The sequence below is a fragment of the Actinomyces urogenitalis genome, assembly GCF_002861525.1.
Lineage (GTDB): Bacteria > Actinomycetota > Actinomycetes > Actinomycetales > Actinomycetaceae > Actinomyces > Actinomyces urogenitalis.
On the sequence record NZ_PKHA01000026.1, the window covers coordinates 1 to 852 of the forward strand.

An 852-nucleotide genomic window follows, 5' to 3' on the forward strand; every position below is an offset into this window, starting at 1 on the left:
GAGCGCCGTTTCGAGGGTGTCACTGTGGTCGGGGTGGATGAGCGCGTGTGGCGCCGCACCCGCCGCGGTGACAAGTACGTCACCGTGATCATCGACCTGACCCCCATCACGAATGGCACCGGTCCTTCGCGCCTGCTGGACGTGGTCGAGGCCCGCTCCAAGCACGCGTTCAAATCGTGGCTCGCCGCGCGCGACAAAGCCTGGCGCGACGCGGTGGAGGTCGTCGCGATGGATGGGTTCACCGGGTTCAAGACCGCCGCCGCCGAAGAGCTCCCCGACGCCATCCCCGTGACGGGTCCCTTCCACGTGGTCCGGCTGGCCGCAGACGCCCTCGATGCCTGTCGGCGCCGGGTACAGCACGACATCCATGGCCGACGCGGCCGCACAGGTGATCCGCTGTACGCGGCACGCAGAACCCTGCACACCGGAGCCGACCTGCTCACCCCCCGCCAGCAGGGCCACCTCGAGGCACTGTTCGCCGACGACGCTCACGTCGAGGTCGAAGCGACCTGGGGGATCTACCAACAGATGATCGCCGCCTACCGCGACCCCGACCGCTCGCCAGGCCGACAGCTGATGCGCCGCCTCATCAACGCCGTCAGCGCCGACGTCCCGGCACCACTGAACGAAGTAATCACCCTAGGCCGGACCCTGAAGAAACGCGGCGCGGACGTGCTCGCCTACTTCGACCGACCCGGAACCAGCAACGGCCCCACCGAAGCCATCAACGGACGCCTCGAGCACCTACGAGGCTCCGCCCTCGGACTGCGCAACCTGACCAACTACATCGCCCGATCTCTCCTCGAAGCAGGCGGCTTCAGACCCCAACTACACCCTCAACTGTGAAGAGCC

Annotated in this window: 1 protein-coding gene; it reads left to right on the forward strand. The window is 67.6% G+C overall.

Annotation, left to right across the window (positions count from 1 at the left end):
* On the forward strand, positions 1-846 hold an 846-nt coding region (locus CYJ26_RS10510; protein WP_145990792.1), incomplete at its 5' end, for an ISL3 family transposase.
* Between the last annotated feature and the right edge of the window lie 6 nt (positions 847-852).